We start from the raw sequence: 26,486 nt of genomic DNA on the forward strand, positions 1-26,486 counted from the left end.
TTTCCATTAACCTTTATAAATAAAAATCCACCAATCCTGCTAATTTCTCCTTACACCGCTCCCAAAACGATAACGTCTCAAAAAACTCTTTCGTCATCTCTTTTGAATCACGAAAATCTTTTGTTAACGCCTCATTCACTTCTGATACGATAGTCCCACCGTGAATATACAAGTTCATCTCATCATTAATATAAAAGCTACGTGCCGTTATGTTCGTTGTACCGATAACAGTTAGTTCATTATCAATCAGCATTAACTTTCCATGAAACATTCCTTTTTTATAACCATATACTTTAATCCCATTATTAACAGCTTGACGAATATAAGGATACGCTGCCTCTTTAATGAGTGGAATATCTGGTTTATATGACCAAAGTATTTTCACTGTGACACCACGTTTTTGCGCTTCCATTAAAGCATTCATAAATTCTTTATTTTTCGCTATAAAATAAGGTGTTGTAATGACAATTGAATGCTTCGCTTGTTTTATTAATTCGATATACTTTTCAGCGACGTAATGTCCATTATAGTTAGTCATCGTATGTAATGTGTTCCCTTTACTAGCTTTATTCGTACTTCTTTTTATATGTTCTTTCGTATCTCGTTTCCAATCTAAAGCGAATTGCTCTTCTAAATCTTTCGCTCCTTCTCCTCTAAGCCGCACATGATAATCACGCCAATATCCAAATCGTTTATCTTTTCCTAAGTACTCATCTCCCATATTAAAACCACCCGTATAGCCAATCTCGCCATCAATGGTCGTAATACGGCGATGATTACGATGGTGAAGTGAATAAAATCCGAATGGCAATTCAGGTTTTCTACTATATGTAAAATGCACACCACTTTCCCGCAATTCATTTTTCATCTTTCTTTCAAATGATAAATCATTAATGCGATCAACTGATAAATAGACGTTTACTCCTTCTTTTGCCTTCTCTTTTAATAAGTTTAAAAAAGTATGGCTACTTTTATCATCCGACAAAATAAAAAAGTACGTGTAAATAGATTGCTTCGCCTCTCTTATATCAGTAAATAACTGTTTATAAAATGACTTTCCTTCTACATATAATTGAAAATCACTATAATGAGGAGCGTACTCTGTCGGCATATTTTTCCCGACTTCCATTTTTCTTCCGAGCGTAACGTCAATATGCATCCAAATTAAAACAAAAACGAAAATAGTAATTACAATAGAAGTAACTCGCAATATTTTTTTAATCATTTTGATTTCCTTCCGCTCATTTTCTTTCCACCTTTCTATTTTGTCATTCAAATTTAGATTTCATGCTTCATACAAAAAAGGATGCGACTTAACGTCACACCCTTTTCATATTAAACAAAGTTTCTCGCATCATTATTTCTTCCAAACTTATAAATAGCAATTAAGAAGAATGCTACCGCAAAGGCAAATAAGATTAAAATATTTAAATACAAATCTGAAATCGGAATTCCTTGTTGTAGTTTTGATACTGTGTCTAATAGCCATCTCTGTGGAAGAAAATCAGCTACTTTTTGCACCGCTTTCGGCATAATGTCATATGGAAAATAACATCCAGCCAGTAAACATGTCGGTACAATGATCATATTTTGCAGTGCATTTGCTGATGCTGAGTTTTTCGAAAAAGCGACAAGGACTAACGATATTCCAATCGCTATTAAAGCAAATAGCATGAGTACACCAATCATCACTATGAAAGGCATATTGATATTTATATGAAAAATATTCGTTAGGAATAAGATTGTAATCAGAATTTGTACTGTTAATAGCAGCATATTTACCCCGACATTAGATAATATGAATTTCTTCCCATCTATCGGCGTTGATAAGAGTCTAAAATACGTTCTATTTTCTTTTTCTTTTAAAATATAACCTGATAAGTTCGCTGCTGAAAATAGCATAAACATAATAAGGTAACCCATCGTTTGGTTTGTCATATCTTTATTTTTCGAAGTATCTTCTAGCGTCTCAGTTTTCATTTTAAATGAACCTTTTTGATATCCTGCGTACATAGTATCAAATGCACTTTGATCTGTTCCTGCTACTTTACTAATAGCTGCTACATTATCAATATAATTGTATAAATATGATTTTATAAATCCTGTTACTTGATCACCTTTAATCGATGAAATTTCAATATGATTTGGTTTCCCTTCTCGAACACTTTTTGAAAAACCAGAATCTAATGTAATAACTCCATCAAGTTTTTTGGAAGTGAGTTTATCTTCTACTTCAGATTCTTTAATTTTACTTACCTTTACATGATTTAATCCTTCTAAAAATTTCACCGTATCATTTGCTATAGATTGATTTTCTTTATTAATAACCCCGATATTTAACGTCCCTTGCCCCATATTCCCATACATCGAGAAGGAGATTAGTGTTCCGATTATCGGCAAACTAATAATAATGAATAACCCTTTTTTATTTTTCAAAAGGACAGATAACGTTTTTTGTATGAGCCATAAAATATCTTTCATACTATAGCCCCTCCCGTCTACGTAATGCAATAATTGCAATTAATAAAAAGAGTGCTGAAATGCCAAGGTTTAAACATATTACCGGTAGTGCTGCTCCTACATCATTTGCATAAATAATTTTCATAACAGCTGTGTTTGCCCACGTTAATGGTGATAAATTCGTAACGAAATTTTCTTCTATTACGAAATATGCACCACCAAAAATAGAGGCTAATTGCACAATAACCATAATAATTGCTCTAGATGATTCCGGTGTTTTTGTAATATATCCAATTCCTAAACCGAAGCTAATTGCTAGAAAAATTTGTGTTAATAAAATAAGAAATATGATTCCAAGATGGTCGCCCCAATTCGCTTGAAAAACAAATTTACTAAATAACATGACGAGTAATATGCACAGAGCATTTGCTACTAGGCTACCAAGTACTTTTCCAATGAATATTTCAGCCTTACTTATAGGTGCAGCAATGAGACGATCTCCTGTTTTACGTATTCGTTCTCCTCGAATTAAAGAACTCGCTCCCATCGCAGCATATAGTGCAATCATCGTTGTCATTACAACCGCGTAGTAATCCATAGAACCTGGCTTTTGTGCAGCTTGTAAAGATGTTTCTTTTATATAATCATTATGATTTCCGCTTGAAATAACCGTGCCCACCTTACTAGGATCAACTTTTGCAACTTCGGCCGCTACATTGTACTTATCAATAAATGTTGTAAGCATGCCTTCCACAATACTTCCCTCAATACTACTTTTGTCACTTCCGTAAAATTTCGCACCATCTTTATTTAATTCTACATAAGCAGCATATTTATTTTGCTTCACTTCTTCTTTCCCATCTATACTGCCGGAAGCTTTTTTAAAATGAATACCCGATTTATCGACTTCTTTCGTAAATGCTTCGAACGTTTGAGAAAATGTGCTACTCGTTTCATCTTTGTAGAGCACTTGTATATCTTTAATCGCTTGACTATCGCTATCAAATGCATTCGTTAACGCTGTTCCTAACACAAGCATTAGTACAATCGGAAATGCTAACATAAAAACTAAAGTTCTTACGTCCCTGAAATCTCTTTTAATATGCATAACTGCAATATTGAAGATGTTCAATTGATGAACCTCCCTTTACCTTTTCTTCATTTACCTTTTATTTATCTCGTAAGTTTCTTCCAGTCAACGTAAGGAATACTGTTTCTAAGTTCGGGGCCTGCTCCTCTAACGAACGAATTTCAATGTCATGATTAATGAAATGCTGAATAATTTTATTTAAATTATTTACTCCTGCATCCGAGTTTACCTTGATTACGTTCTCTTCAACTTGAACAGCTTTCACACCGTTTATCTCTTTTAACTTTTCTACATCTAAATTTTCTACTGACTTCACTTCAACCCAAATGTCTTTCGTATCAGTAATAATCGCTTTTAACTGTTCTTTCGTTCCTTCTGCAATCACTTTACCGTGATCTACAATTGCTATTTTAGAACAAATCTCTTCTACTTCTTCCATGTAGTGACTCGTATAAATAATAGTACTTCCCATTTCATTTAATTTCCGAACAGACTGAAGGATATAGTTTCTTGACTGTGGATCAATTCCAACTGTCGGCTCATCCATAATAATTAACTTCGGTCTATGAGCGATCGCACAAGCGATATTCAGTCTTCGTTTCATCCCGCCAGAAAAGTTTTTCGGGTAACTTTTATGTTTATCACTAAGCCCCACAAACTGAAGCGCTTCCTCTACTCTCGCTTTTAGCTCTGCTCCTCTTAAACCGTACAATCCAGCAAAGAATTTCACATTTTCATAGGCAGTTAACTCTTCATAAATCGCAATATCTTGCGGAACGATACCGATATTCATCTTCGCAAATCGATTATGTTTCTTTATATTTTTTCCTAATATGCTAATTTCACCTTCATTACTCCTTAACAACCCAGCAATCATATTTATCGTTGTACTCTTACCAGCACCATTTGACCCTAAAAAGCCAAATATTTCTCCTTCTTTAATAGATAAAGACATATTATCTACCGCGATGAAATCACCAAATTTTTTCGTTAAATTTTTAATTTCTAATGTATTCATCATTTCACCCCTATTTCGATTTCTCTGCTTTTAGTATAAACAAAAAAAATGAACCTGCTCAGTGCAGAAGTTCATTCTTTTCACATGAGATTATTCACTTTTTTCATATGAGATGATTCATCTCCGTCCCATTCTCTTATATCGGCAACAGCATTGTTACTGAAAAGCCACTTGTTCCATCTACAATAATTTTTCCGTTTACTGATGCTGTTCGCTCCTCCATCCCCATAATCCCTAGACCTTTCTTAACGAGAGTTGCACCTTTTCCGTTATCCTTCACTTGTACTTTCACCATCTTGTTAAGTACATGAATATCGATTGAAATGACTGTCGCATCAGCATATTTCATCGCGTTCGTTAGTGCCTCCGTAACATTTTCACCGATAATCTTCCACTGAATCGGTGAAATCATATCTAAATTCCCTTTATATACGAAAGGAATATTTATTTCATGCTTACCGGCAAATTCCTCTATGAATAATTTCATACGATGAATACCAATTTGCTCAGTTGGCGGCTTCATATTTTTTAATGTAACCCGAATACTTTCAATTCCATCTTTTGAAATATGAATTGCATTTTGTAATAGCTCGGCAGATTTTTCTTTATCTATCCCCATTAACCTCTTTGCAGCTTCCATTTGAATTAGCGCCCCTGTCATCGAATGGCCAATTTTATCATGAATTTCTTGTGACAACCGATTTCTCTCTTCTAACTTAAATGTGTACTCCGATTGCTTTATGTATTCTTTATTTTCATGTAAGCTTTTCGTCAGCCGCTGCATATCTTTTCGCATCTTATCATTTTGTGATTCAAGCTTTAATACACGCGATATATACCGTTCTGCCATAGTTAATACAATAAAAGAAAATGTAACAATTAATCCATATGTCATTCGAATACTTTCTTCTGTAAAGATAATAGGAATCATCATAATGATAAAGAGCTGCCATTTCTTCTCTATATAACGAAATATAACTTCATATAAGTTCAATGGTAAAAATAATATAAAAAACGGATGAACCTTCCATGTAAATAATATAACTATGCCAATTGACAGACTAGATAATATGTTTTTGTACGTATCTTGTTTAAATATAGAGATCAGCACATTTACAGAAAGATATAAAAGCAAAGTAAGTATAATCCATGGTAAGTTCACAACATTTAAATAAATGTAACTAAACACAATATATATAAAGACAATTAATTTACTTACAATTAACCAAAATTCCATATCTTTAATCTACTTTCCCTGTTAAATAATAAATTGCAATTTGTGTGCGATGTTCAAGTCCAGTTTTCCCTAAAACTGATGTAATATAATTTGCAATCGTTCCTTCTGATATGAAAAGTTGCTTTGAAATTTCTTTATTCGAAAAACCTTTCGCAATTAATGCGATAATACTAAGTTCTCTTTCTGTAAAAAGACTTGTATCTATTTTGCATTCGTCCTCTTTGCTCTCCATTAAATTGCTCTTAATTTTATCAAGCACTACATCTTGCATAACAGTTTGACCGTTATATACTCCTTTTATTGCATCACGAATACGCTCTGGATCATTATTTTTTAATAAATAACCTTTCGCCCCGTTCTTCACTGCGTCCAAAATATATTCATCATCATCGAACGTCGTTAAAATTAGTGGTTTCGTTTCCGTTTCTTCACAAATAAATTTCGTTGCCTCTACCCCGTTCATATTTGGCATACGGACATCTAAAAGAGCGATATCAACGTCGTTCTTTTTGCAATATTCCACCGCTTCCTTCCCATCATTCACAGTATCTACTACTTCGAACTCTTCATATGTATTTAAAATAATTTTCATGCCTTCTCTAATAAAAGAATTATCATCCGCTATTAATATTTTAATTTTCATGTTTGTTAGTATGGACCTTCCCCTACTAACATTCACATCCTTTCTTCACGTAACATTTCCCACTTGCTCATTATATACTTCTTTTTACCATTTTTTCACACCTTTTTCATATAGCTTCCTTCCTAAAAATATATTATTCTTTTTTTACAACATGTGTAGGGTGTCCAATCGTTTCTTACGTCTATATAATAGAATGCGTCAAAAAGGAGGGAGAGACCCATTGAGGAAAAACAATTAATTGAAAAAGCACAGCAAGGAAGCGAACATGCTTTTCGTATCCTTGTGCAAACATATCGTCATTATATTTTTCAAGTTATCTTTTCTATTTTAAGACATGAAGAAGATGCGAAAGATGTTACACAAGAAGTATTCTTAAAAATTCACGCCTCTCTCCCAAATTATCAATTTCGCGGATTAAAAACGTGGATGGCACGTATTGCCACCAATCACGCTATTGATTATAAAAGGAAGAAAGCTAGAGAAAACGAAGAACTCTCCTTATGTAAAGAAACTGGGGAAAATATAAAATCCTCTCATAATATTGAGGCTTTATTATTGACGAAAGAGCAAAAATTACTCATTGCTCAAAAACTGAGAGAACTTCCCGAAAATTACCGTGACGTCGTTCTCGCACATTACTTAGAAGAAAAAAGTTATCAAGAAATTTCTTTACAGGAAAACATCGAAGTGAAAACAGTCGAAATGAAACTGTACCGGGCAAGAAAATGGATTAAAAAACATTGGAAGGAGGAAGAGTTTCTATGATGCATTATTCAAAAGAGGATTGGCGCAATTATACTTTAGATTTTATAGAAAGCAATGGACGTGAATCTATGGAAGAACACCTTTATGAATGTGATCATTGTTTAGCACTTTATATGGAAAGTATCGATGAACAACATGAAAACCTTCCAATGATAAATGATGATTCATTTACGAACGAAGTTATGACGCAAATTAATTTTGAAACGCTACAACCTAATGAAAATATAAAAACAAACTCACTAAAGCGCACCATTATTCACTACATAATTGCGACTGCGGCTACAATTATTTTTATGGTAAGTGGTTTATTCCAATATATTTTCACAGCGACATCAAATTTCGAGAAATCTTCAAAACATAACGAGTCTTCTATCTCACAACAAATTGTAAACAAATCGGTAGACACATCAAAAAAGGACGGAGGTTCAAAGCATGAATAAAAATCCCTTTTTAGCACTTGTATTAGGGCTAATTCCCGGGCTTGGACATTTATATTTAAAGAAATTTGGACGGTTTATTTTATATAGCGGAGGGGCTGTATTTCTATTTATCTTTGCAGCATTTTGTACAATAGCATTAGGTGCGCGTGATATTGCTTTTCTTTCTCTATTTTTACTAGTTGTCTTATGGGCGATCAATTTATTAGATTTAGTTATCACTATTATTAACCAATCGAAAAAACAAGCTGCAGGAGAATTTACAGAGTCCTCTAAAGAAAGCGAACGATTTTATATCATTCTCCTATCCATCATCCCTGGACTTGGACATTTTCAATTAGGACTTATGCAACGTGGACTTACATTTTTAGTAGCTTGCACAGGAATCGGAAGTATGATTATTTTCGTTGCACTTTTAACATCGCAAGAAAGTTTCCTTATCTTCCTTATTACATTACCTGTTTTATGGATTTACAATTTCTTTGATGTTGTTCAGCAACTCCAGAAAAAAGAACGTGGCGAGCAACTAGATGATCGTACTATTTTCGAAGAGTTTGAAGAGCATCGTGAACAAGGAAAGAAGAATAAAACATTCGCTTCTATTTTAGCGATGTTCCCCGGAGCAGGACATATGTATTTAGGCTTACAACGCCGGGGCCTTCAGCTTATGGCAGCCTTTTTACTTTCTATATATTTACTCGACTTATTAAGACTTTCAGCGTTTTTATTTTTAGTTCCAATCATTTGGTTCTATAGCTTTTTTGACGCTTTACAACAAACTGCAAAGTATGGAAAAGAACGTGTACATGACGAACCTATCATTGATTATTTTATCAATCATCAAAGATGGATCGGTATTGGGTTAATTACACTTGGTGGTTATTATTTATTAGATCAAACAGTCCTTCCTATTTTGAATGATTACTTTGCAACTATATTTAACATTCATCTTAGCGAACTGTATTATCGCTATTTCCAAACATCTATCGTTGCACTCCTCTTAATTGGTGGCGGCTTTAAATTGTTAGTTGGAAATAAAGAAAACAAAGGTGGTACACAAGAATGAGAACATGGCGCGTTGGAACATTTTCAATGGGGCTTTCTATTATTTCATTAGGTTGCTTCTTACTATTTTCAGTTATAAAAGGTACTGAGGTATTAGATTCCTTAACAGCTTGGTGGCCTGTTTTACTTGTCATACTTGGCGTGGAAATTTTACTATACCTTCTATTTTCTAAGAAGGAACAATCCTTTATTAAATATGATATTTTTAGTATTTTCTTTATCGGCGTTTTAGGAAGCGTCGGAATTGCTTTTTACTGTTTATTATCCACTGGATTACTAGATGAAGTTCGTCATTCTATTCATACAACTCGCCAAACGAGTAATATTCCAAGTGAACAACTTGATATACCTGAATCTATCAAAAAAATCGTAGTGGATGCAGGGCATTATCCTCTAACAATAGAGGGAAATAATACAAATCAAATTCACCTTCTTGGAACATATGAAATGTCGACGAAAGCTAATGAAAAACTCAATTTAAAACAAGAAGATTTTCTTTCAGTTCAAACAGCTGGGGAAACGATGTATATCACTTTAAAATCATTACCAGTTCAACATACGTTATGGAATTCAGCACCACAGGTCAAACCGACACTCGTTCTTCCGCAAAATAAAAATGTAGAAGTTCGTGCTTCAAATAACGAGCTATCCCTTTATCCAGGTCAATTACAAAATAATTGGTTTGTACAAGAAAGTTCAAATGTATCTGTTCATTTAACGAAAGAAAGCGATGTATCTTTAATCGCCGTAACAAACAAAAAAGAAGCACATGGAAACACACCTTGGGAACAAGTTGAAGATTTAACGAAAAAAGAAAATAATTCTTCAGAAGAAAATCCAGAATTCAACGAGCAAGAACATTGGTATAAAAATTCGATTAAAACAGGAAATGGGACGTACAAATTAAATATTGAGAAAGCTTATAATATAAATATGAGTATTATTGAAAAATAAAAAACCTTCCACAATTGTGGAAGGTTTTTCTCATATAATCGCTTTAATTCCTTCTAATACTAATCCAATCATAAATCCGCAAACCGCTCCGTTTACTCGGATCCATTGCAAATCTTTACCGACGTTATTTTCAATCATTTCAATTAACATTTTATCATCTAACTTATCAAGATTTTCTTGTACAAGTTTTCCGATTTTCGAATGATTCTTTTCAACCAGTGTGACAACTTGTTTTTGTAACCACTCTTCTATTTTTTGAACAATCTGTTCATCTTCTTTTATTTTATTCATTTGTTTTTGTAAAAATGGCATAACATATTTATCCGTAAATTCTTCATTTTTCACAAAAGTAATTGCCCTTTGTTGTACTTGCTCCAGCATCTCTTTAATTTTGTCAGTAGCATCCCAATTGGCAATCCATTTTTCTTTCCAATTTTCTAATTCTTGTAGTAACGCTTCATTTTCTTTTACATTTATAATTTCTTGACGAATTTTCGCTAATATAAGTTGTCTTGTGCTATTATCTGCATCTTGTAAGCTGTTAATATTGCTAATAATAAACTTCTGCAAAATGCCACCAATTTTATCTTCATCTACAATATTCATAAATGATTTCAAAGTAAACTGTAAAAATCCATCTACTTTTATGTTTTCCATCGCCTTCATACCTAAGCTTCCGAGCTGATAACGCGCTTCATCTTGCGCTGTCCAATCTTTCACTTTTACTAAAATGTAATCAAGTGTCTTTTCATCATATTCTTGCACAACTAATTGATCAACAAGCACTTGTAATATGTTACTTGTATTAATGGTATGCAAATATGTTTTTAATTCTTTTTCAATAATAACCGCTAATTTTTCCGTATCTATCGTAACAATCGCTTTCTCCGCAATCGTTACAATTCCTTTTTTCACAGCGTCAGACTGCATTTCTCTTTCAGCAATTTGCAATACTATTTGTGCTAACTGCATTTCTTTTACTTTATTCGTAATACTTTCTTTCGTCAGCCATTCATTTTCTAACGTATGAATGAGCCCTTTCGTTACTCGTTTACGGTTTTTAGGTAATAACGCTGTATGTGGAATTGGAATTCCCATCGGATGACGGAATAATGCTGTAACTGCGAACCAATCCGCAAGTCCGCCAACCAATCCAGCTTCAAATCCCCCTTGTATAATCTCACCTGCTACCGTTCCTTGAAACGGGATAGAAGCCGCAAAACCTACTCCCATAACCCCAAGCGAAATACCCGCTATATATTTAGTCTGTAATGACATCGTATACACATCCTCTTATTATGTAAAATAATGCTTTTTGTTATATTTATTTGCTATTCGTTCTTTATATCTATACTATAATGAACTAATGCGAAAATAACAAAGAATTTATAATAATACATATGTCATATAAATAAAAAATGAGGCCACAATTAGCCTCATTTTTCTAATATTGTTAATGACTCACCTGTTTTATAATACCCATTCATCACATCTTCTGGAACCATACTACCGCCAGTTCCCCACACAATATGAGTACCTTTCTTCATCTTCTCCATTAACTGTTTCTTTTGTAAATACTCATCTTCTTTACACACTTTCACTGGCCCTATCATTCCCGCTAGCGCAGAGGGCTCTAAATAAATATTTTCCGTATCAGCTAGTTCTTTTAGCAATCTATATAACTCTTCATCACTTACTGTGTAATTTCCACTCAAAAATGGTTCCATCGTTTTACCGACAAATCCAGACGGTCTTCCTACCGCTAGTCCGTCCGCGTCTGTTACATTATCAATCCCTATATCTTGAACGGCAATTTTATCATGAAGTCCTGTCATTAAACCGAGTAACATACATGGAGAGTGCGTAGGCTCCGCAAAGAAACAGTGCACGTTGTCTTTATACAATAGCTTTAAACCAAATGCGACTCCGCCAGGTCCGCCCCCTACTCCGCACGGAAGGTAAACAAATAAAGGGTGCTCTTCATCTACTACAATCTCTAACTCTTTTAATTGCTTTTGTAAACGCGATGCTGCTACTGCGTATCCTAAAAATAAATCATGTGAGTTTTCATCATCTACAAAATAACAGCTAGGATCTGCATCTGCTTGCTGACGCCCCTCTTCTACTGCTTTACTATAATCAGCTTCATATTCAATAACTTCTACACCTTTACTTCTTAATAAATCTTTTTTCCATTCTTTTGCGTCTGCTGACATATGAACAGTTACGTTAAAACCTAGTTTTGCACTCATAATCCCAATGCTTAGTCCTAAATTACCTGTAGAACCTACCGCAATTGAGTATTTCGCAAAAAACTCTCTACATGTATCACTGTCTAAAATGGAATAATCATGTTCTTCTGTTAACATTCCATGCTGCAAAGCTAATTTCTCCGCATGCTTCAGCACTTCATAAATGCCACCTCTAGCTTTAATGGATCCTGATATCGGAAGCCCGCTATCACATTTTAATAGTAATTCACCTAATATAGGTTTCCCGTAATTTTTCTCTAAAGACTGTTTCATAGTAGGTATCTTCACTAAAGGTGATTCTATAATGCCGCCCGTTTCTTTCGTTTCCGGAAAAACTTTCGCAATGTACGGTGCAAAACGCTTTAACCTCTCTTCCGCATCTTTTACATTCTCTTCATTCAATGGGGAATCTTTTATTGCCGTTTCATACTTTTCCATGTTCGGATTTACCCAAAACACTTCTTCTGTTGCGATTAATTTATTTAATAGTGGATATTCCTCGTTTAATTTCTCTATTCCCTTCATTTCTCTTCCTCCTCATAACCTTGTAGCTTACGATTCAATAAATTATAATTAAATTAATTTAAATATAGTTTAACATAAATTATTCGCTTAAGTTAATTTTAATTTAATTTTTTTAAATATAATTTAATAATTAGTAAGGAGCTTTTATCATGGAAAATATAGATATCGGTAAAAAAATTGAAAAACAAAGAAAAGAAAAAGGTTTAACGAGTAAAGAACTAGCAACGATGGCAGGTATAACACCATCTATGTTAAGTCAAATTGAGCGTGGGTCTGCTAACCCTTCTATTCAAACATTAAAAGTACTCGCTAAAGCGTTAGATGTTCCAACATTTAGCTTTTTACTGGAAGATACAAATACAGACGATTTAATTGTACGTTCTCATAAACGAAAAAAAATGATTATCGATAATTTATCATATGAAATGCTATCACCTGATTTCACAGGAAATTTAGCAACAGCAATTATGACTGTTCCACCGAATACAGCTTCATCAGAAAATGTACTAGAACATAAAGGTGAAGAGTTAGCATACGTATTAGACGGGAAAATCACATTACATTTAAATGAAGAAAAATACATATTAGAAACGGGTGATAGCGTAAAAATACCCGCTTATTTAAAACATAAATGGATAAATCAATTCGAGAAAAATGCCATTGTTTTATTTTCTGTTACTCCTCCAATTTTTTAATATATAATAAAAAGATAGCCACGTACGGACACACTCCATACGTGGCTACCTTTTTATTTTTTCGGTATCAACAAAATTCCTAAACTAATAACAAAAAAGCTCATTATTTGCTGTGCTGATAAACCAAATAGAACCGAATTTTGTTCACTAACAAGTGAAATAATGATATGAGCAAACCCCTCAACAATTAGAAAAACACTTATATTCTTTCCATTTCCGAGCCTTTCATTTTTCATCCATAACAAGCCGATTATACAAAGGGCGAGAATGATCTCGTATACGAAAATAGGGTGATATAAAAATTTAGATTCATATATTTTCACACCCCAAGGCAATGTCGTTTGTACACCTATTTTGTGGTTGAATAGAAAATAAAAAATAATACTCATACATAGTCCGATAGGTAATGCATCAAGTAAAATACGAAGCGAAAATTGTCCTTTTTTACTTTTCCAAACAATGTATACACTCGCAATTACACATCCTGCTATAATATGCTGCATACTTCCTACAGCTAATAGTGCCTGCACTGGCGACCTAAAAGCCCATACTGGATTTAAAATTGCCGGTGCAAATTTCCATACAAATACGATGATAAGAAAAGCATTTGTTACTGCATCCATCATTTTTTCATATGGTACACTTTCGTTCTTCATCTTTCGTTTCATCAACATAAACCCAAATAGACTTCCAATTATAAGAGATACGGATTGTAACCTCACGATCCACTCCATCACTATGAAATCCCCTCTTTAACTCTCAATTAATTTCTTAAATTTCTCTTCTAATTGATCTGGAGGTAATACGCCTCGTACTTGCTCTACGATAATTCCATCTTTATTAACAAAAAATGTTGTTGGTAACGAAAATACTTTATAATCTAATCCAGCTACTCCGTCCATATCTAGTAAAACAGGAAACTTAAATCCGTGACGATCTGCAAATGCACTCGCTTCTTGTACTGGATCTCCAATTGTCGCATTTACCGCAAAAATTTCAACATCCTTTTTATATTTATCATACATACGAACTAAGTCAGGTGCCTCCATTTCACATGGGCCACACCATGATGCCCAAAAATTAATAAGATATGGCTTTCCTTTTGCATCATTTAACGAATACAACTTCCCGTCTAACCCTTTTAACGTTATGTTTGGCGCTTTAAATCCTACTTGTGGTAATACTTCTGTTTCTTGTAACTCCGCTTGTTTTGCTTTTCTTTCTTTTTCTTCTTTTTTTGTATTATAAAAATTAACTCCGGCCCAAATCAATGCCCCGGCCATTATAATCGCAATTAGCTTCTTCACTTTTCTTCCTCCTCATTTTTAAAAGCCTTTAAATCCACCGAATAGACGAATAAAGAATGCGGTAATTTTCGTCATTTGATTTGTATACAATAAAACCCCTGTTACAATCATCATTCCACCGCCAATTTTCATCATGACGTTGGCATATGTAACAATCCATTTTACCTTCCCAATAAAGAATGCCATCACGAAATACGGAACCGCAAACCCAAGAGTATACGCAGTAATATAAAGAAGTGCCCCTTCAGGATTTGTCGCACCAAGCATGAGTACAGCTGAAAATATCGGTCCAACACATGGCGTCCAACCCGCTGCATATGTCATACCGACTAAAATCGAGCGAATATATCCAGTCGATTTACTTCTGTATTGTACCTTTTTCTCTGCCATAAGCCACTTAGGTTGAAACAAACCTGTCATAAACAGTCCCATCAAAACAATAAAAATCCCACCAATTTGTTGAATCAATTTTTGGTTAGATGAAAATGTTATTCCAATCCAACTTACCGATAAACCTAACGCATAAAATATAACCGAAAATCCGATCATAAAAAATACGGTATGTATAATCGCTGATTTTTGCATAATTCCACGATTCTCTTTTAAATCTTGAATAGACACACCTGTAATATATGATAAATAAGATGGATATAGCGGTAAAGAACATGGTGATATAAATGACAATACCCCTGCCCCAGCTACAAGCCAAATTGTTAAATCTGCTGCATTCATTTTATTCCCCCTATAGCACTACAATGAGTAGTGTTAATTCTTAAAAAAAGAGGCTATATGCACTCTCCGACAATAAGTACAATCGACATACAGAATAAACCTAATGTTACATATACCGAATTCGTATGCAACGGAATATTGAGCTTAACAACTTTTTCATTTAACACTTGCTCGATTCGTAAATTTATTGCTGTTTTTGCAAATGAAGCTGTCACACATCGATTTTCCATTGTCTTTATTTTAATTAATTTTAATAATGCACTACCTAATTCGAATGAAGATTTCATCTTTTGCATTGCATATTTATCTGCTGCTAGCTCCTGATACACATGATAGCGCTGCAATAACCCTTTTAATATCGGGATGTACACCATTCCTTCTGCTAATAACGTAAAACAAAATAATTTTAATGGATCTCGATTAGTTTGATGATATTCTTCATGGAAAATAATCGCATCCATTTCTTCATCTGAAAATGTTTGAAGCATGCCTTCTGACATGACAACTTTCGGACGAAATAACCCAATTGTAAATGCCGCAACTTCCGCGGTCGGCAATATATATATTTGTTTTCCTTTTCGAATGAAAGGGATAAGTACTTTTTGTAATTTTTGACTATAGAAAAATTGTCGCCAAATTCTTTTGCATACTATGAGTACTGTAAGTAATAGTAATCCAGCAATTATAATACGAATGAGCGATAATTCCTTCATATGTTGTTCTAATTGAAACAAGCAAAAATTTGAAAGAAAGAACGCCTTATTTTGAAACAGAAATGGATATGTAACGTAATACACTAACATACTGAAAAAGAGGGTACTAACAATTACTGCTAACAATACGATTTTACGCATTTGCCATTTCATTTCATTGATCCTCTTTTTTTAACTGACTCAATTTGTCTTCTAATTTTTTTATTAAAGTCGGATTAGCCTGCTCTAACTCATCTAGCATATGATTTACAACTAAATCTCCAAATTCCCCCATCAATTCCTGTGTCATCTTCTTCGTTTGATTGGATAAGAATTCTTCTTTTGTTTGTACAGTACGATATATGCCACTTCTTTTCACAGTCTGTTTTTCTAAGTGGAATTTCTCTACTAACCTGTTCATAACTGTCATGACCGTATTAAAATTCACAGGTGATTCTTCACTTAATTTCTGCTGCACTTCTTTAATCGTAATACCCTCGGTGGACCAAACGATCTCCATAATTCTCGCTTCAAGTGGTCCAAAAAAGTGATTTAATCCTTGCTCATTTAACTTGTAGTTTTGAGTAAACATAATGTGGCTCCTTTCACACTACGAATTGTAGTATAAATTAAATGAAAGGTCAAACAAAAATGATATACACTAAAATTCACTACCTATAAATACGTAGGCCATTCCATTCATTTTAAACCTAATTTCTCTCCAAATGTCTCAAAGAGATACTGCTCTAATATTTGTACATTAAACTTCTCATTGCGCCCAAGTGCAAATAATTCCCGATCCTTTGCTACGATAGTATCTAAAGGAATAACGACATTATCCACTATTTTTGTAATTTCTATGATGTTACTTTTTACATTTACCTCTGTTTTAAATTCAATATTTTCTAATAAGATATGTGAACGTCTTCCTGATGTAAAAAAAGTAAAATTAGGATTTTTAACAACGCCAATTTCAGCCTCTAACGCATATAAATAGTGAAAAATTATATCTCGATGTCCATCTTTTATTATTTTTTCATCCTTCTCATCATCTAAGTATTCTTTCACCTTCGCTGCAAACTCAAATCGAAAATCCACCTTTTTCACGCTCCCTTTTTGTATTTTTATATTAAATAAATATATTGAAATAATTTTACCATATTGTAATACAACTTCCTATTAAAAGTAAAAAACGATTTGTGAAATCTCTATTATTTCCGACTCCTTTTTAAAGTATAAACACTAATTCAATTTGAATTAATGCTTCGTTATATCCATTTAAACATATTGTTTCCATATTTTGAAACAATAGTATGAAGTATTATATATCGATAAAGTGAAACTTTAATCAATGAGGGTTTTGTTCATCCCCACTGATTATCAGCCCTCACCAATCAGGCTTTTACGGGCAGCCCACAAATATCGGGGTAAATTGTTTCAAATTCATTTTTCTATAAAGTTCTCACTACCTTTACTATTCCGATATACTTAAACTATATTTTCTACTTATTCATTACATGAGAGAAGGAATGTTACTCTCTTCTATCGAATTTTTATATAACAAAAATGATTAGGTGGTGCTTTACTATGAAATTAGCTGTCATTGGTGGCGGTGATTTACAAGATTCAAATCACTCGCCTATTAATGAGCGACTTATAGAATTAACAAATAAACAGTATCCAAAAGTATTATTCATTCCTACAGCTAGTCATGATGATGAAAGCTATATAAAGCTATTTTTGGACACATTCGAAACACAATTACACTGTGAAGTACAAATTTTACGTACTATAGCTGATACACCTTCTAAATATGAAATAGACGAAATGATTCAGTCTGCTGATTTAATTTATCTCGGTGGCGGGAACTATATTCACATGCTTACACAATGGAAAGAACATAAACTAGATGAAAAATTATTATTTGCTTTGCAACAAGGAACGCTCATTGCAGGCAATAGCGCCGGTGCTATGTGTTGGTTCACATCTAGCATCCGCTCAGATTATGAAGGTTCTGGTTATATAGAGTGTAACGGTTGGGGGATTGTTAACAAAAGGTTTTGTCCACATTATAATCAATTAAATAGAATGAACGCCTTCCATTCCTTTTTACAAAATCATCAAGGTAATATAGAAGGAATTGCACTAGAGGATAATTGCGCTTTATATATTACAGAAGAATCTTTTGAAATTATCGGTGAACCTGAAAAAGCGTGGGAGTTTTATATGAGTGATAACAAGCTCATTAGACAACATTTTGATATCACTTTAAAAAGCTATTTGTAAACCTACACTTACAAAAAATGTCCCTAAGTATAATAGCTTAGGGACATTTGCATGATTTAACTCACTAGTCGTGTAATTCGTTTCTTCTGCCATGAAAGCTTATAATATGCATACTGTAATATTAAGCTGACAATAAATGCTGCTGGGTACCCAATCCATATCCCTTCTATGCCAAGACTTGTATGGTAAGAAAGGTAATACGCTACAGGTACTTCAACAAGCCAAATTGATACAACACCGATAACAGTTGGCCATAATACTGTACCACTCGCTCGCATTGTCGCACTAATAATTTGCGCATGCCCGAAAATTAAATAACTCCATAACGTAATCATAACGAGGCTATGAGCAATTTCAATTGTAGTTTGACTCGTTAAAAATAGTGATAGAATGTCTCTTGAGAACAAATAAATAAGAGATATTAGCACACCACCAATGACGTAGTTCATAATAATCCCGGCCTTCACAACTTTCTGCAGTCGATCGAATTGATTTGCACCAATTGATTGCGCTGCAAAAATAGAAACTGTAATACCAAGGCTAACTGCTGGCATTTGTACATAACTTGCAACCTGATTCACGACGCCATATGCCGCTGTTGCATCCGAACCATAACGATTTACAAACGCGATTACCGCAATTTCAGATAATGAAACTAATATCATGTTAATACTCGCTGGAATTCCGAGTCGTAGCAATAGCTTTAATAACTCCCCATCCATGCGAAGATATTTCCTTACCGTACTATCTAATTGTAGTGGGTGATTTTTCTTCTTTAAATACACTAACATGACAATAAACGTAATAACTGTAGATATAACAGAAGCATAGGCTGCTCCATACACATCTAATTTCGGAGCTCCTAACCATCCGAAAATAAGAATCGGTAATAAGATCATATTTAGCGCTGTACTTACAATTAAAAAGTAAAATGGCGTTTTAGAATCTCCTGTACCCCTCATAAATGTTGTGTATGCGAAGTATAAAAATAAGACTGGCATCGATATAAATAAAATACGCGCATAATGAACACTTATATCAATAATATTTTCTGGCGTTCCCATAAGGCGCATAATATCCATCGCAAAAATACTACCTATTATCGCCAACACAACTCCAATAATAAAGGTAAATGTCAGTGTCGTACCAACGATCGCTTTTAAACGATCTTCGTTTTTAGCACCAAATGCCTGACCAATTAAAATCGAACTACCTGAACCAATACCAATTACAAATGAAACGAGTAAGAAAAATAGCGGGAAGAATGCTGATATGGCTGCTAAATCATTCACTCCAAGCCATCTTCCTACTACTACCATACCGAATAATTGTCCAATCGATTGTAATACATTACTTAATAGTAACGGTACTAAAAACATGGACATCGACTTCCAAATCGGTTTACTCTCACTTTCTAACTTATGTGACTCCGCACCTTCTTTATTGTTATCTGTAGGTGGTTTCAAATTTCATTTCTCCTTTTATTAAAAATCTGTTTTTTCAACTTCTATCTCTTTGTATAGTTGTTATAATAATTTGCTTCTATTCATTTTCTTTTCCGTATGATTATAACTTCACCCAATATTGGCTTCCATCAGCTGTTCTATCTAAAAATCCATATTCAATTAAATATCTTCTTAAAGTTACAAAATCCGGGTATACACTTTCTATAACAGTATTCACTTCTTTTTCAGTGTACTTTTTATTACTATCAAACTTCGTCACTAAATGGCGTAATATAATTAATTTACGCTTTTGCTTTTTCGGAAATTTAGAAAGCGGTCCATCTAATCCTTCTGTAAAATGTGCTTTTAATACTTCATCATTTTCTTCTTCCGTAATATTGTAACGATCATCTACCATCGTTGCTGTTCTATGAATGGGTACAAATTTCGTTTGTACTTTTGATTTTTCTTCTGACAGTTCCATTAACGCTAAAAACACTTTCGCTTGCTTCATTTTCTCTCGAAGTGTAAATCGATGATTTCGAATGGTCGAAGTACTTCCGCCATCCATCTCTTTTACAATCTCTTTATCATTTAGCCCCATATGGAAAAACTGAACCATTTTCTTTTGCAAATCCGTTAAACCAGTATACTTCTTATCAAGGTTTAATAAATAATCAAACATAGACGTATGTTCATTTTGCACATGCAATTGTATAAACTTCTCTGCTTCATACAAAACCTGATTATCTTGATAAATAACCCCCTTAATAAACGCTTCTCCACAAGCTAAACAAATATACTCCTCTGCTTCCGCTTCAAATACATACCCTTTCTTCAATTCTTCTACCGAAGCATCCCAAAACTTCTCTGAAATATCATTCACACTAAACACTCCTTTAAAATGTTTATCTAAAAACAGACATTTTCCAATAACGTTTACTATCTCTTCATCATCTTAACATAAAACAAACAAACACTTCAACGCTTCGTTTACCCATTTTGTAAACTTTTATAAAAACATCTATTAAAAGGGTTTGGTACAACGAAAAGCGAATGTATTTATATAAATTCATTCAATAGGATGTGAAATAGAACATGACTATTCCTCAAGACCCTTGGTTTACTGTAATGCAGATTGCACAAAATACATATGCAATTAGTGAATATGGACATTGGGAGAAAGTACATTCCTTCTTACTTATAGGCGATACTGCTGCAATTCTTATCGATACAGGACTAGGTATCGATAATATGAAACGTATAACGGACCAACTAACAAACTTACCCATTACAGTTGTCACAACACACGTCCATTGGGATCATATCGGTAGCCACGCACAATATGAAGAAATCTATGTACATGCTTTAGAAGAAGATCGGCTCATTAACGGCATAAAAGGACTCCCTATTACTCAAATTAGGCACGACATCGCTCGTGACATTACTTTACATACACCTAAAACATTTCAACCTGAAACATTCGAGCCATTCCAAGGGACACCAACAAAATTACTACAAGATGGAGATATGATTGATATTGGAAATAGGAAAATTCAAATTATACATACCCCAGGTCACTCACCAGGACATATTTGCCTATACGATTATGAAACTGCGTTTTTATTCACAGGAGATTTACTTTATGAAGGCACAATTTTTGCGTTTTATCCAACGACTAATCCTGTAGACTTCGTCCAGTCTCTACACAAAATTACAAATTTCTCACCTATTAATCAAATTTACGGTTCACATCATACTCTTGGTCTCCCGCCTACTATACTGAAAGAAGTAAAATACGCTATTCAATATTTGAGTGATAACAACCTCATTCAACACGGAACTGGTACTCACTCATTCGAAAACTTCAGTATTCAATTTTAACTACAAAAAAGGTATTTCCATATACAGAAATACCTTTTATCCATTATATATTCTATTTACAACCTCGACTAAAGCTCTACTTACCTGTACGAATATATGCTTTCGGTTTCCATCCTCAACAAATTTATTAGCACAACTACCCATAATCATCATACAACTAATTATGACTAATGCTAACTTTCTATTTTTGCAAGTCACTTTATACCTCTCCACTATTGCAAAATTCCATTTAAATTTATCCCATCAGAAAATTTCACACGTTTTATTAAGATGTTGTGATTTAATTTAGTTAGAGTACACGTAAACTGAGGTGACTAACTTGAAATTCAAAGCGAAAAAGAATCCATTTCACGTCATTTTTATTACATTATTTATCATTATTTTTTTCGTTTCGCTATTCTTCCAAAATGAAAATTCTATTTTTTTCACTCTCATGATGCTATTAAATATCGTCAATCTTTCTTCATTCTATTTCTCTCACTACAACGTAACGGAATCCTCTCTTGTTGTAAAACATGGTTTCATATTGCGTACTGAAATTCCATTTGAAGAAATTCGTCACGTTACATACTCTGGTAAAAAACTTCATTCAAAACAATGGACTAGACAGCAATTAGAAATCCATTACAATTTATTTGACTCTGTGACAACTTTCGTACCTCAAGAAGAAGAAAACTTCCTTTCACTCTTAAAAGAAAACTGTCCACAGATGAAAGTATTGAATATGCCTGCTAACAAATAATATATTTTGGCACTTGCAGTAATACAAATGGAAGTCATAAAAATAAATATCAAAAAAACCAAGATTCTAAACTAAGAATCTTGGCTTTTTCATTACTCTTTCGGAGAAATCATTTTTTTCGGATCGACAATTTCATCAAATTGTTCTTCTGTTAGTAGTCCAGATTGCAGTGCTGCTTCTTTTAGCGTTAACCCATCTTTATGAGCATGCTTCGCAATTTTCGCTGCATTTTCATATCCGATATGCGGGTTTAATGCTGTAACAAGCATTAATGAACGATTTACATTCTCTTTAATTACTTCTTCATCTGCTTCAATACCAACTGCACAATTATCATTAAATGAAACAATTGCATCTGCTAATAAGTGAGCGGATTGTAAGAAGTTATATGCAATAACAGGTTTAAATACGTTTAACTCAAAATTACCTTGACTCGCAGCAAATCCAATTGTTGCGTCATTTCCCATCACTTGCGCTACAACCATCGTTAACGCTTCACTTTGCGTTGGATTTACTTTACCTGGCATAATAGAGCTTCCTGGCTCATTTGCCGGAATAATAATTTCTCCTAGACCACTACGTGGACCACTTGCCAACCAACGCACATCGTTAGCAATCTTCATTAAATCAGCTGCTAATGCTTTTAATGCACCATGCGTATATACAGCTTCATCATGGCTCGTTAATGCGTGGAATTTATTTGGTGCAGAAATAAATTGCTTACCTGTAAATTGGCTAATTTCCTCTGACACCATCTCACCGAATTTTGGATGAGCATTAATACCTGTTCCAACTGCAGTACCACCAATCGCAAGCTCTTTCATATATGTATTGCTCTCAGCAATCATACGCTCTGTTTTTTCAAGCATACGGTGCCATCCGCTAATTTCTTGTCCTAATGTTAACGGTGTTGCATCTTGTAAGTGTGTACGACCAATTTTTATAATATGTTCAAATGCAGTTACTTTTTCTGCTAGCGTTTCTTTTAATTTCGTAATTGCTGGTAATACGTGATTTTCTACTGCGATTACACATGCTACATGAAGTGCTGTTGGAAATGTATCATTTGAACTTTGAGACATGTTCACATCATCATTCGGATGAATATGTACGTCAGATCCCTTCTCTTTCAAAATTTGATTCCCTCGATTTGCAATTACTTCATTCACATTCATGTTTGACTGTGTACCACTACCCGTTTGCCATACGACAAGTGGAAAATGTTCATTCCATTTCCCTGCAATCACTTCGTCAGCTGCTGCCACAATTGCTTCTGCTTTTTCTTCTGATAGCTTTCCTAATTTTTGATTACTAAGTGCTGCACTCTTCTTTAATATGGCAAATGCTTTTACAATTTCAAGCGGCATTTGCTCTGTTCCAATCGGGAAGTTTTCTTTACTACGTTGCGTTTGTGCTGCCCATAATTTATCAGCTGGAACTTTTATTTCTCCTATTGTATCTCTTTCAATTCTGTACTCCATTTTTTCATCCCCTTGAAAATATAATACCTACATTTCTTATATTAACAGACTTTCAATCAAATGATAAGAATTCTCACTTATATATACAAATATTCAATGTTTTTTTAAAAATTCCTCTTGACCTAAACTTAAGTTTAGGCTGTATCCTTACCATTGTAACCTACTATAACACTACTGGAGGAATTTAAAATGAAAAAATATGCTTTCATAACAGGTGCGAATAAAGGGATCGGATATGAACTGGTTCGTCAATTAGCAGAAAAAGACTATCACGTATTTTTAGGTGCTCGTAATAAACAACTTGGACAACAAGCGGTAAAATCTTTACATGTTTCAAACGTTTCCTATATTCAAGTAGACATTTCTAGTGCTCAATCCATTCAAGAAGCAATCAAAAAAATCCATGAAACGACTGACCACTTAGATTTATTAATCAATAATGCAGGCATAGCACTCGACTTCCATACGATACCTAGTGAATTAAATATTGAAACTTTACGCCAAGGATTTGAGGTTAACTTTTTTGGAACATTCCAAATGGTGCAAGCCTTTTTACCATTATTAAAGAAATCAAGTAACAGTAAAATTATTAATGTAACAACTGACATGGCCTCACTAACAATGTTTGCTAGTGGTGAAACACACCCGATTAATACATTAGGATATAATTCTTCAAAAACAGCTATTAATGCTTTAACATTAGCTTTTAGCAAAGAATTTGGCACTAACGGTCCAGAAATTTTCGGAGTAACTCCTGGTTTTACAACTACTGACCTAAATGGAAATTCCCCAGGTGGCCATACGACTAATGAAAGTGCTAAAATTATTATTAAATATGCATTAAGTGAAACAAACTATAATGGTAAAATACTAAATAAAGATGGCATTATACCTTGGTAATAAAGGGATGAACGATATGTATTATACAATTGGACAAGTCGCCAAAATGCACCTCTTAACTATTTCTCAAATACGTTATTACGATAAACAAGGACTGTTCCCTTTTCTTAAAAGAAATGAAAAAGGAGATCGAGTTTTTGATGAAGAAGCACTGAAATATTTAGAGATGATTTTATGCTTAAAAAACACCGGTATGCCCATTCAAAAAATAAAACAATTTATCGACTGGTCTATGGAGGGAGAATCTACAATCCTTCGACGGTTGGAATTAATGCAACAACAGGAGACCAATGTCTTACAACTCATTCAAGACACTGAAAAAAACTTAAAAAAGATACAACAAAAAATTGCTAAATATGAGGTCGAGATAACTTCTTCAACTCCTATTACAAAATAAAAAAATCACCTTCTACATATTGTAGAAGGTGATTTTTTATTTTATGATGCTTGCTTTCCTTTATCGGCATCATCTACATACCAAATAAATTTGCCTGTATATCCGTAAATAACTGCTAAAATTAATGATACGAAGCTTAACCACATAAATGGAACGTATGAGAATGTTGCTACACCTAAAATACCAGCCATAAAAATACCATTATCAGACCATGGAACCATACCTGAAGTTAACGTTCCACCTACTTCTGAGTTACGTGCTAATACACGTCGGTCTATTTTTAATTTATCATAGCTATCTTCCATAATTTTCGGTGTTAAAATTAGTGATACGTACATCGCACAACCAAATATATTTGCTAAGAATGCCACGATTAATGTAGACAATGTTACATTGCCTGCAGAATTTAATTTCTTCTCAAATTTTGATACGATTACTTTTAAAACACCTAGTTTTTCAAGTAATCCACCAAATCCTAAACCGAAAATAATAACGGCTACTGATCCAAGCATACCGTTAATTCCACCACGGTTTAATAACTTGTCAACAAACTCAACACCAGATTGAATTGAAAATCCGTTATACGCTGTTCCAATTGCCTCTCCAAAGTTCATTCCTTGGAAAAGAGCTGCCCAAATTGCACCAATTAAAGCTCCCATTGCAATTGTCGGCATAGACGGTTTCTTCATCGCTAATAGAACAATAACAATGACCGCCGGAACAAGCATCCATATTTTAATATCAAATTGCTTTAATAAAGCTTCTTTTAAAAACTCTACTCGATTCAAATCTACATTATCGCCGCCATACATCCAACCAGCTACAGTAAACATAATGCTAGTAATAATATAAGCCGGAACATCTAATACGAGCATAGCTCGAACGTGAGCAATAACGTCTACTTTCGCCATAGAAGCTGCAAGAACTGTACTATCAGAAAGTGGTGATAATTTGTCGCCGAAATAAGCTCCTGAAAGAACTGCACCCGCAACAAGCGGAAGTGGTAATCCAAGTCCCTCACCAATCGCCATCATAGCAATACCCGCTGTTCCTACTGTTCCCCATGATGTTCCTGTTGCGATAGAAGTAATCGAACATATGATTAATGTTGCTAATAGGAATATGCTAGGGTGAATAAATTCTAATCCATAATAGATTAATGTTGGTACTACGCCACCAGCAATCCACGTTCCAATTAAAGCACCTACTGCAACTAAAATCAGTATTGCTTCTAATCCGTTAGAAATTCCTTTCGTAATTGCATCTTGCAATTCTTGATAACGAAATCCTAATCTTAATCCAAGCGCAATTACTAAAAACCATGAAATAAATAGCGCTAATTGAATTGGGAGATCAAAAATCGTTTGGAAGGAAAAGACAACAGCAAGAAATAGTAATAAAAGAACTATGATTTCTAGCATCGATGGTAATCTTACACTTTTCATTTTTTTCTCTCCTTACAAGTCGATAACATGACGT

At 33.9% G+C, this 26,486-nt stretch carries 28 protein-coding genes; 10 read left to right on the plus strand and 18 right to left on the minus strand.

Annotated elements, in window-relative coordinates:
* Positions 1-13: 13 nt before the first annotated feature.
* From cls to DN393_RS27475, 6 genes are all read right to left on the minus strand, one after another.
* Entirely contained in the window at positions 14-1,225 is a 1,212-nt protein-coding gene (gene cls / locus DN393_RS27450) for a cardiolipin synthase (protein WP_064476473.1), read from the minus strand.
* A gap of 110 nt (positions 1,226-1,335) precedes the next feature.
* Positions 1,336-2,481 (minus strand): ABC transporter permease, encoded by a 1,146-nt coding sequence (locus DN393_RS27455; RefSeq protein ID WP_000651861.1) that lies wholly within the window; start codon positions 2,479-2,481, stop codon positions 1,336-1,338.
* Position 2,482: 1 nt separating this feature from the next.
* On the minus strand, positions 2,483-3,592 hold the full coding sequence (locus DN393_RS27460) for an ABC transporter permease (RefSeq protein ID WP_064476474.1): 1,110 nt from the start codon (positions 3,590-3,592) through the stop codon (positions 2,483-2,485).
* A 37-nt stretch (positions 3,593-3,629) separates the two neighbouring features.
* Positions 3,630-4,568 (minus strand): ABC transporter ATP-binding protein, encoded by a 939-nt coding sequence (locus DN393_RS27465; protein ID WP_001093809.1) that lies wholly within the window; start codon positions 4,566-4,568, stop codon positions 3,630-3,632.
* A gap of 136 nt (positions 4,569-4,704) precedes the next feature.
* Entirely contained in the window at positions 4,705-5,805 is a 1,101-nt protein-coding gene (locus DN393_RS27470; RefSeq protein ID WP_098537374.1) for a sensor histidine kinase, read from the minus strand.
* 4 nt (positions 5,806-5,809) lie between these two features.
* Positions 5,810-6,448: a response regulator transcription factor gene (locus DN393_RS27475; RefSeq protein ID WP_000694104.1), complete on the minus strand. Its 639-nt coding sequence runs from the start codon at positions 6,446-6,448 to the stop codon at positions 5,810-5,812.
* Between the two features lie 282 nt (positions 6,449-6,730).
* On the opposite strand from DN393_RS27475, the gene DN393_RS27485 reads away from it, so the two are divergent.
* From DN393_RS27485 to exsE, 4 genes are read left to right on the plus strand one after another with little or no spacing between them, the layout of a single operon-like run.
* Positions 6,731-7,213, plus strand: a complete 483-nt coding sequence (locus DN393_RS27485; protein WP_154131357.1) for an RNA polymerase sigma factor — start codon at positions 6,731-6,733, stop codon at positions 7,211-7,213.
* Positions 7,210-7,653, plus strand: coding sequence for a hypothetical protein (locus tag DN393_RS27490; protein ID WP_048543328.1), 444 nt, complete (start codon positions 7,210-7,212; stop codon positions 7,651-7,653). Before DN393_RS27485 ends, DN393_RS27490 begins: the two co-directional genes overlap by 4 nt.
* Positions 7,646-8,716, plus strand: coding sequence for a hypothetical protein (locus DN393_RS27495; protein ID WP_064476476.1), 1,071 nt, complete (start codon positions 7,646-7,648; stop codon positions 8,714-8,716). The genes DN393_RS27490 and DN393_RS27495 overlap by 8 nt, the downstream gene beginning before the upstream one ends.
* A complete protein-coding gene (gene exsE, locus DN393_RS27500) occupies positions 8,713-9,669 on the plus strand; it encodes an exosporium protein ExsE (protein WP_064476477.1) in 957 nt (318 codons plus the stop codon). The genes DN393_RS27495 and exsE overlap by 4 nt, the downstream gene beginning before the upstream one ends.
* A 30-nt stretch (positions 9,670-9,699) precedes the next feature.
* Here the strand turns inward: exsE and DN393_RS27505 are convergent, their stop codons facing one another.
* Both DN393_RS27505 and dsdA read right to left on the minus strand, forming a co-directional pair.
* Positions 9,700-10,947 carry a DUF445 domain-containing protein gene (locus tag DN393_RS27505; RefSeq protein ID WP_064476478.1) on the minus strand — a complete coding sequence of 416 codons (1,248 nt, stop codon included), beginning with the start codon at positions 10,945-10,947 and terminating at the stop codon, positions 9,700-9,702.
* 158 nt (positions 10,948-11,105) lie between these two features.
* Complete coding sequence (gene dsdA / locus DN393_RS27510) at positions 11,106-12,446, minus strand: D-serine ammonia-lyase (protein WP_064476479.1); 1,341 nt, start codon at positions 12,444-12,446, stop codon at positions 11,106-11,108.
* A gap of 149 nt (positions 12,447-12,595) precedes the next feature.
* Here dsdA and DN393_RS27515 point away from each other — a divergent pair, with 149 nt between their 5' ends.
* Entirely contained in the window at positions 12,596-13,141 is a 546-nt protein-coding gene (locus DN393_RS27515; protein ID WP_064476480.1) for a helix-turn-helix domain-containing protein, read from the plus strand.
* Between the two features lie 53 nt (positions 13,142-13,194).
* On the opposite strand, the gene DN393_RS27520 is transcribed toward DN393_RS27515, so the two are convergent.
* The 6 genes from DN393_RS27520 to DN393_RS27545 all read right to left on the minus strand — a co-directional run bounded on the left by DN393_RS27520 (position 13,195) and on the right by DN393_RS27545 (position 16,970).
* Positions 13,195-13,875: a prolipoprotein diacylglyceryl transferase family protein gene (locus tag DN393_RS27520; RefSeq protein ID WP_064476481.1), complete on the minus strand. Its 681-nt coding sequence runs from the start codon at positions 13,873-13,875 to the stop codon at positions 13,195-13,197.
* Between the two features lie 18 nt (positions 13,876-13,893).
* Positions 13,894-14,448 carry a TlpA family protein disulfide reductase gene (locus DN393_RS27525; RefSeq protein WP_064476482.1) on the minus strand — a complete coding sequence of 185 codons (555 nt, stop codon included), beginning with the start codon at positions 14,446-14,448 and terminating at the stop codon, positions 13,894-13,896.
* 18 nt (positions 14,449-14,466) lie between these two features.
* A complete protein-coding gene (ccdA, locus tag DN393_RS27530; protein WP_149174127.1) occupies positions 14,467-15,180 on the minus strand; it encodes a cytochrome c-type biogenesis protein CcdA in 714 nt (237 codons plus the stop codon).
* Positions 15,181-15,233: 53 nt separating this feature from the next.
* Positions 15,234-16,046: a M56 family metallopeptidase gene (locus DN393_RS27535; RefSeq protein WP_064476484.1), complete on the minus strand. Its 813-nt coding sequence runs from the start codon at positions 16,044-16,046 to the stop codon at positions 15,234-15,236.
* A gap of 1 nt (position 16,047) precedes the next feature.
* Positions 16,048-16,464 carry a BlaI/MecI/CopY family transcriptional regulator gene (locus DN393_RS27540; RefSeq protein ID WP_064476485.1) on the minus strand — a complete coding sequence of 139 codons (417 nt, stop codon included), beginning with the start codon at positions 16,462-16,464 and terminating at the stop codon, positions 16,048-16,050.
* A 107-nt stretch (positions 16,465-16,571) separates the two neighbouring features.
* Positions 16,572-16,970 carry a DUF3942 family protein gene (locus DN393_RS27545; protein ID WP_064476486.1) on the minus strand — a complete coding sequence of 133 codons (399 nt, stop codon included), beginning with the start codon at positions 16,968-16,970 and terminating at the stop codon, positions 16,572-16,574.
* Between the two features lie 489 nt (positions 16,971-17,459).
* Here DN393_RS27545 and DN393_RS27550 point away from each other — a divergent pair, with 489 nt between their 5' ends.
* Positions 17,460-18,158, plus strand: coding sequence for a peptidase E (locus DN393_RS27550; protein ID WP_098103562.1), 699 nt, complete (start codon positions 17,460-17,462; stop codon positions 18,156-18,158).
* Between the two features lie 56 nt (positions 18,159-18,214).
* Here DN393_RS27550 and DN393_RS27555 read toward each other — a convergent pair whose 3' ends face one another.
* Both DN393_RS27555 and DN393_RS27560 read right to left on the minus strand, forming a co-directional pair.
* Positions 18,215-19,624 (minus strand): MATE family efflux transporter, encoded by a 1,410-nt coding sequence (locus tag DN393_RS27555; RefSeq protein WP_000804150.1) that lies wholly within the window; start codon positions 19,622-19,624, stop codon positions 18,215-18,217.
* 100 nt (positions 19,625-19,724) lie between these two features.
* Entirely contained in the window at positions 19,725-20,489 is a 765-nt protein-coding gene (locus DN393_RS27560) for a DUF2087 domain-containing protein (protein ID WP_149174128.1), read from the minus strand.
* 212 nt (positions 20,490-20,701) lie between these two features.
* Here DN393_RS27560 and DN393_RS27565 point away from each other — a divergent pair, with 212 nt between their 5' ends.
* The gene (locus DN393_RS27565) at positions 20,702-21,487 is read left to right on the plus strand and encodes an MBL fold metallo-hydrolase (RefSeq protein WP_064476489.1); all 786 of its coding nucleotides are present in this window, start codon (positions 20,702-20,704) and stop codon (positions 21,485-21,487) included.
* A gap of 319 nt (positions 21,488-21,806) precedes the next feature.
* A complete protein-coding gene (locus tag DN393_RS27570; protein WP_064476490.1) occupies positions 21,807-22,229 on the plus strand; it encodes a PH domain-containing protein in 423 nt (140 codons plus the stop codon).
* A gap of 92 nt (positions 22,230-22,321) precedes the next feature.
* Here the strand turns inward: DN393_RS27570 and fumC are convergent, their stop codons facing one another.
* A complete protein-coding gene (gene fumC / locus DN393_RS27575) occupies positions 22,322-23,710 on the minus strand; it encodes a class II fumarate hydratase (RefSeq protein WP_088048490.1) in 1,389 nt (462 codons plus the stop codon).
* Between the two features lie 189 nt (positions 23,711-23,899).
* Here fumC and DN393_RS27580 point away from each other — a divergent pair, with 189 nt between their 5' ends.
* Together DN393_RS27580 and DN393_RS27585 are read left to right on the plus strand one after the other, a co-directional pair.
* Complete coding sequence (locus tag DN393_RS27580) at positions 23,900-24,610, plus strand: SDR family NAD(P)-dependent oxidoreductase (protein ID WP_064476492.1); 711 nt, start codon at positions 23,900-23,902, stop codon at positions 24,608-24,610.
* A gap of 16 nt (positions 24,611-24,626) precedes the next feature.
* A complete protein-coding gene (locus DN393_RS27585) occupies positions 24,627-25,007 on the plus strand; it encodes a MerR family transcriptional regulator (protein WP_088048489.1) in 381 nt (126 codons plus the stop codon).
* Positions 25,008-25,048: 41 nt separating this feature from the next.
* Here DN393_RS27585 and nhaC read toward each other — a convergent pair whose 3' ends face one another.
* The gene (nhaC, locus tag DN393_RS27590) at positions 25,049-26,452 is read right to left on the minus strand and encodes a Na+/H+ antiporter NhaC (protein ID WP_064476494.1); all 1,404 of its coding nucleotides are present in this window, start codon (positions 26,450-26,452) and stop codon (positions 25,049-25,051) included.
* Positions 26,453-26,486 lie beyond the last annotated feature (34 nt).

It is taken from the genome of Bacillus sp. BPN334 (genome assembly GCF_008368885.1).
GTDB classification, from domain to species: Bacteria; Bacillota; Bacilli; order Bacillales; family Bacillaceae_G; genus Bacillus_A; species Bacillus_A wiedmannii.